The sequence below is a fragment of the Pseudodesulfovibrio karagichevae genome, from assembly GCF_041414475.1.
Lineage (GTDB): Bacteria > Desulfobacterota > Desulfovibrionia > Desulfovibrionales > Desulfovibrionaceae > Pseudodesulfovibrio > Pseudodesulfovibrio karagichevae.
Window position 1 is genome coordinate 1 of record NZ_JBGLYH010000109.1, and the last position, 5,958, is coordinate 5,958.

The 5,958-nt window shown below is 67.7% G+C and carries 4 protein-coding genes; 3 read left to right on the forward strand and 1 reads right to left on the reverse strand.

Annotated elements, in window-relative coordinates:
• Nucleotides 1-68 precede the first annotated feature (68 nt).
• Nucleotides 69-1,415: a thymidine phosphorylase gene (gene deoA, locus AB6M95_RS19250; protein WP_371388366.1), complete on the forward strand. Its 1,347-nt coding sequence runs from the start codon at nt 69-71 to the stop codon at nt 1,413-1,415.
• On the forward strand, nt 1,415-2,635 hold the full coding sequence (locus tag AB6M95_RS19255) for a phosphopentomutase (RefSeq protein ID WP_371388367.1): 1,221 nt from the start codon (nt 1,415-1,417) through the stop codon (nt 2,633-2,635). The genes deoA and AB6M95_RS19255 overlap by 1 nt, the downstream gene beginning before the upstream one ends.
• A gap of 594 nt (nt 2,636-3,229) precedes the next feature.
• Here the strand turns inward: AB6M95_RS19255 and AB6M95_RS19260 are convergent.
• Nucleotides 3,230-3,856 (reverse strand): CatA-like O-acetyltransferase, encoded by a 627-nt coding sequence (locus AB6M95_RS19260; protein WP_371388368.1) that lies wholly within the window; start codon nt 3,854-3,856, stop codon nt 3,230-3,232.
• Between the two features lie 212 nt (nt 3,857-4,068).
• Here AB6M95_RS19260 and AB6M95_RS19265 point away from each other — a divergent pair, with 212 nt between their 5' ends.
• Nucleotides 4,069-5,892, forward strand: coding sequence for a hypothetical protein (locus AB6M95_RS19265; protein ID WP_371388369.1), 1,824 nt, complete (start codon nt 4,069-4,071; stop codon nt 5,890-5,892).
• The last annotated feature ends 66 nt before the right edge of the window (nt 5,893-5,958 follow it).

Below are 5,958 nucleotides of genomic sequence, written 5' to 3' on the forward strand. Positions count from 1 at the left end.
GGAAGGGGAGGGAAAAGCCCTTTTCAAAGGGTTTTCCCTCCCCTTCCCCCGGCCGCCGGAGGCACCCAATGACGTTCATACCGCAAGAGATCATCCGTAAAAAGCGAGACGGCCAGGAGCTGCCCGAGGCCGACATCCGGGCCATGGTCCGGGGCATCACGGACGGCTCGGCGAGCGAGGGCCAGGTGGCGGCGTTCGCCATGGCGGTCTTTTTCCGGGGCATGACCCTGAAGGAGCGCATCACGCTCACCGAGGCCATGCGCGACTCGGGCCGAGTGCTGGACTGGCCGCAGCTCGGCATCGCGCAAGGCGTGGCCGACAAACACTCGACCGGCGGCGTGGGCGACAAGGTCAGTTTGATCCTGGGGCCGCTGGCCGCTGCGTGCGGGGCGTCCGTACCGATGATCTCCGGGCGCGGCCTGGGGCATACGGGCGGCACGCTCGACAAGTTCGACGCTATTCCGGGCTACGACACCGCGCCGGACCTGGAGACGTTCGCGCGGGTGGTCCGGGAGGCGGGCTGCGCCATCATCGGACAGACGGCAGACCTGGCCCCGGCCGACCGGCGGCTGTACGCGGTGCGCGACGTGACCGCCACGGTGGAATCCATGGACCTGATCACGGCCTCGATCCTGTCCAAGAAGCTGGCCGCAGGGCTCCAGGGGCTGGTCATGGACGTGAAGTTCGGCAGCGGCGCGTTCATGGAGAAGTATGCGGACGCGCGGGCCCTGGCCGAGTCCATCGTGACCGTGGCCACAGGCGCGGGCGTGCCGACCACGGCCCTGCTCACGGACATGAACGAGGTCCTGGGCGACACCGTGGGCAACGCGGTGGAGGTCTGCGAGGCCGTGAATTTCCTGACCGGCGCGAAGCGCGAACCGCGACTGGCCGAGGTTACCCTGGCCTGCACCGGCGAGATGATCGTCCTGGCGGGCGTGGCCGACGACATGGACGATGCCACGCGCAAGATGGAGACCGCCCTGGCCAACGGCGCGGCGGCCGAGCGGTTCGAACGCATGGTCGCCGGGCTGGGCGGCCCCAAGGATTTTCTGGAGCGGACGGACGAATATCTCGACGCCGCGCTCGTGCAGCGACCCGTGTACCCCGACAGGCCGGGCTTTATCACCGCCATGGACAGCCGCGCCGTGGGCATGGCCCTGGTGGCCATGGGCGGCGGCCGCACCCGCGCGGACCAGGCCATCGACCACGGGGTGGGCATGACCGGCTTCGCCCGCATCGGCGACACGGTCGGCCCCGACGCCCCGCTGTGCACGGTCCGCGCCCGGAACGAGGCCCAGGCCGACATGGCCGCCGAACGCATCCGCGCGGCCGTGACCCTCGGCGACGCGCCCCCGGCAGCCCGCCCGGTGGTCCGGGAGCGGATCACCGCCGACACCGCCAGAGGGGCAGCCTGATGCCGCGCGCCTTCATCCTGGTCCTCGACTCCTTCGGCATCGGCTGGGCCCCGGACGCCGACCAATACGGCGACGCCGGGGCCGATACCCTGGGCCACATCGCCGAGGCCTGCGCACGCGGCGAGGGGGACCGCGACGGCCTGCGCTCGGGCCCGCTCGACCTGCCGTGCATGGCCTCCCTCGGCCTGGGCCTGGCCGCCCAGCTGGTCACCGGAACCGTGCCCCCGAATCTCAAATCGCCGGTCCTGCGCGGCCGGTTCGCGGCGGCCCGCGAGGTCAGCCGGGGCAAGGACACGCCCAGCGGCCACTGGGAGCTGGCCGGGGTGCCCGTGACCTTCGACTGGGGCTATTTTCCGCCCGACTACCCGAGCTTCCCCAAAGAACTGACCTCGGCCATCATCGAGCGGGGCGGCCTGCCCGGCATCCTCGGCAACCGCGCCGCCTCGGGCACCGAAATCCTCAAGGAGCTCGGCGAGGAGCACATGCGCACCGGTAAGCCCATCTGCTATACCTCGGCCGACTCGGTCTTCCAGATCGCGGCCCACGAACAGACCTTCGGCCTGGACCGGCTGCTGGCCCTGTGCGAACTCGTGCGCGGGCTCCTCGACGGCTACAACATCGGCCGGGTCATCGCCCGCCCGTTCACCGGCGAACCGGGTCGCTTCACCCGCACCGCCAACCGCCACGACTACGCGCTGGAACCGCCCGCGCCCACCCTGCTCGACCGGCTCAAGGAGGCCGGACGCGAGGTGGTCTCGGTCGGCAAGATCAGCGACATCTTCGCCCATCGCGGCATCACCAAGGCGGTCAAGGGCCCGGACTCCGCCGCCCTCTTCGACCTCGTGGAGCACGAAGCCGCCCACGCCCCGGACGGTTCGCTCACGTTCGCCAATTTCGTGGAGTTCGATTCCGAATGGGGCCACCGCCGCGACGTGGCCGGATACGCCGCCGCCCTCGAATACGTCGACACCCGCATCGCCGCCTTTATCCCCCAACTCCGCCCCGGCGACCTGGCCATCATCTCCGCCGACCACGGCTGCGACCCCACTTTCAAAGGCACCGACCACACCCGCGAATGCGTGCCCATCCTCCTGTTCGGCCCCCCGGTCCTGCCCGGCTCCGCAGGCCTGCGCGACACCTTCGCCGACGTCGGCCAGACCGTGGCCGCGCACCTGGGCATCGGGCCGCTTGAGTGTGGGGAGGCTATTACGCTGAGCTAGGGGGATGCCTCCGGCGGCCCCTTCGGGGAGACCAGGGCGCTGCCCTGGACCCGGCAGGGAGCAAGGCCCCCTGCACCCCCATGTTCGCTTCGCTCAGGGGCGTGCGGCATGGAAGGCTGGCGAGGGACGCCTTCCACCGTGCCGGTGTGCGATTTCAGGCAGAAAAAACGGGTGAAACGGCGTGCTTCTTCACCGAAAGAAGCGCGCCGTTTTTTCTGCCCGAAATCGCGGGTTTTTCTTTTAAGAAAAGAGACTCCGTTAAATATGCCCTCTTCGCCGCCGGTCGAAAACGCCGCAAGACCCATTTCCCGCGTTCCGCCACGCCCGCCAGCGGCGTTGACAACCGTCCCGAAGGGTTCGCGTCGGGCGGCCCTCCAAGGCCCGTGGACGTCCGGCGCGAACCCTTCGGGACACCGCCCAGCCGAGCTCCCACCACCTCCCCACGAAACACCCCGCCATCCCGCGCCCGCACGCCCCTGCCGAAGGCACACAAAAAGTTTGGGAGATTCTTAAGAACCTTTTTCTCAAAAGGTTCTTAAGCCGTCGGAGACGCCGCCCGGCGAGGGCCCGCCGGAGGCAGCATTCCCCGCCGGTCTATTCGAACTCGTCCAATGTCTCCTGGACGTACTGGTAGAACCGTCCGGCGTGCAGGCCGTCGGCCAGGGCGTGGTGGACCTGGAGGTTGACGGGCATGGTCCAGCGGCCGTTCTGTTCGGTGAATTTGCCCCAGGCGATGCGGGGGAAGGAGTCGTCGGGTCCCTGGACGGGGTGGTGCATGGAGGTGAAGTGCAGCCAGGGCAGGCAGGTGGTGAAGACGAGGTCCAGGCGGTTGTCGGAGTCGTCCTCGAGTTCGGTCTGTTGTTTGCCCGCCTCGATGGCCTGGGCGCAGTTCTGGTCGAAGTCGGGCCAGTTGTCGGCGTAGTCGAAGTAGCAGAAGGCGAAGCGGTCGCCGTCGATGGGCACGGTGGGCGAGGGGTGGACCGTGTCGAACTCGACCACGTCCGGGCCGTTCAGCCGCTGGCGGAGCTCGGGGATGCGGTTGGCGGCGCGCATGACCGCGTAGAGGGCCGCGTTGAACACGGACACGCCGCGCGGCTTGGCCCTGGTGATCAGCGCGGTGACGTCCACGTCGGCGGTCAGGGAGAAATGGGGCGCGGGCAGGGTCCGGAAATAGTCGTACAGGCTCTTGCGGGGCCAGTCGTGCATGTCGAGTGTCTTCATGTTCTCCGGTTTACTGGACCGGCCTGCGGCTGTAAAGGATTGCGCGTCTTGCTCTCCGGATGCGGGGCAAATCCTGACCGGGAGTTTTTACACAAAGCAACTATTCGGGATAATGGAATATTCCTACATTGACAAATGATAGAGCCCATTCTAATCATAATAGGGAATAGTCATACCAAAATCGAATGAAACCTATTTTGAGGAGCGCGGACATGGCCGAACAGATCAGAGTGGAGCTTCCCGAACCCGGCGCGAGGGCGGCCTATCGGCTGGAAGCGGGCGTTCCGGTGAAGTTCGGCTTCGACCTGTCCGAGGCGGATTTCGCGCCCTCGGGGAACGACCTGGTCATCACCCTGCCCGGCGGCCGGTCAGTGGTTTTGCGGGGCTACCTGACACTGGCCGGGGAGAAGGCCCTGCCGGTCTTCGAGATGCTCGACGGCCAGATGGTGACGGGCGACATCTACCTCTTCGCCTTTGGCCGGGAGTTCGAGACTGCGGCCGACGGCGCGCCCGAAGGGTCCGGGGCCGGGGCCTACGCCGACGATCCGGGGCTGCTGGGCAGCGGCCTGGACTCCCTGGACGGCCAGAGCTCGCTGTTTGCGGCCACGTCCCAGGTTGAGACACCGTCCGCGCCGCCCGCAGGAGGTGAGGCTTTCCCGACCCGTGGCGAGCCGACCATATATGCCGAGACCACGCCCGTGCAGATCGTGCTCAATCCCGGCTTCGAGGCCTCAAGCTACAACGGCGACCGCTGGTCCTACCTCGACGACATGGACCACTGGCGCAACACCGGCGGGTTGAGCAAACCGGATTTCCCCATGTTCCACCGCATGATGGCCATGCCTTCCCTGTCCGGGAGCGCGGGGGAGAACAGCCCCATGAAAACCTGGGGGCAGGATATGAACCAGAGGCCGCTTGAAGGCGGACGGCTCATGGAACTCGACGCCACGGCCGGTTCCGTGGACGTCCTGTCCCAGGTCATCGCCACGCAGGCGGGCGAGGCCCTGACCGTGGTCTTCAACTTCGCCCCGCGCGTGGATGGGATCGACGAATTGGGCATGGACACCAACGATTTCCAGGTCACCCTGGGCGACCAGCTCGTAGCCGCCATCACCTGGGACCCGGCACACGGCGACGGGGCCTGGCTGGTGACCATGGGAGACGGCGTGACCACGGCCGACGGCGGGACCGGGAGCTTCCACTTCACCAACTGGGGCTACGTCGACGGAACCGACGGCACGGTCACGGACTGGACCGAGCTCTCCTTCACCCTGACTGCGGGCCAGGATCACGCGGCCCTGACCTTTTCCGAGTTTTCCGCGCACAGCGACGGCTACGGCACCCTGCTCGACGCCGTGGCCGCCTACCGCGACTTCGACACCCTGGTCATAGGCAAGGGGTCCACCGACACAACCCATGCCGAGTTCCTGGCCGGGACCGACGGCAACGACGCCATCTTCGGCTCCGCCCACACCGTGGTCGACGGCGTGGACGACACCTACTCCTATGCCGAGGTCATCGACGGCGGCGCGGGCGACGACGCCCTGTACGGCGGCCAGAACTTCCTGACCGTCATCTCCGGCGGCCCGGGCGACGACTTCATCGTGGCTGGCCGCCCCCTGTCCCACGGCCTGGAGGAATCCCACGCCACGGACGAGCCCGTGGGCCAGTGCTACATCCTGCCCGGCTCAGGCAACGACTACGTGCGCCTGGGCGAGGGCTCGGACGCCATCATCCTCAACCGCGACGCCCTGGTGGACGGCGAAAAACTGACCGTGGAAAACTTCACCACCGACAACGGCGAGTCCCTCAACGCCGACCACCTCTTCCTGGCCGACGGGCTCGCCCTGCAAAGCTCCTCCTACTGCGACGGCGACCTGCACCTGCTCATCGGCGACGGGTCCGCCACCATCGAAGTCACCCTCGTGGGCATGGAACCCGCCGCGCTGAGCACCTTCCTCCATACCGGCTCCGACGCCGACGCCCTCAACGACCAGATCCAGGCCATCATCGACTCCGGCGGCCACCTGGCGTAGACGAGAAGAAGCCTCCGGCGGCCGGGGGGAAGGGGAAAGGGAAACCCTTTGAAAAGGGCTTTCCCT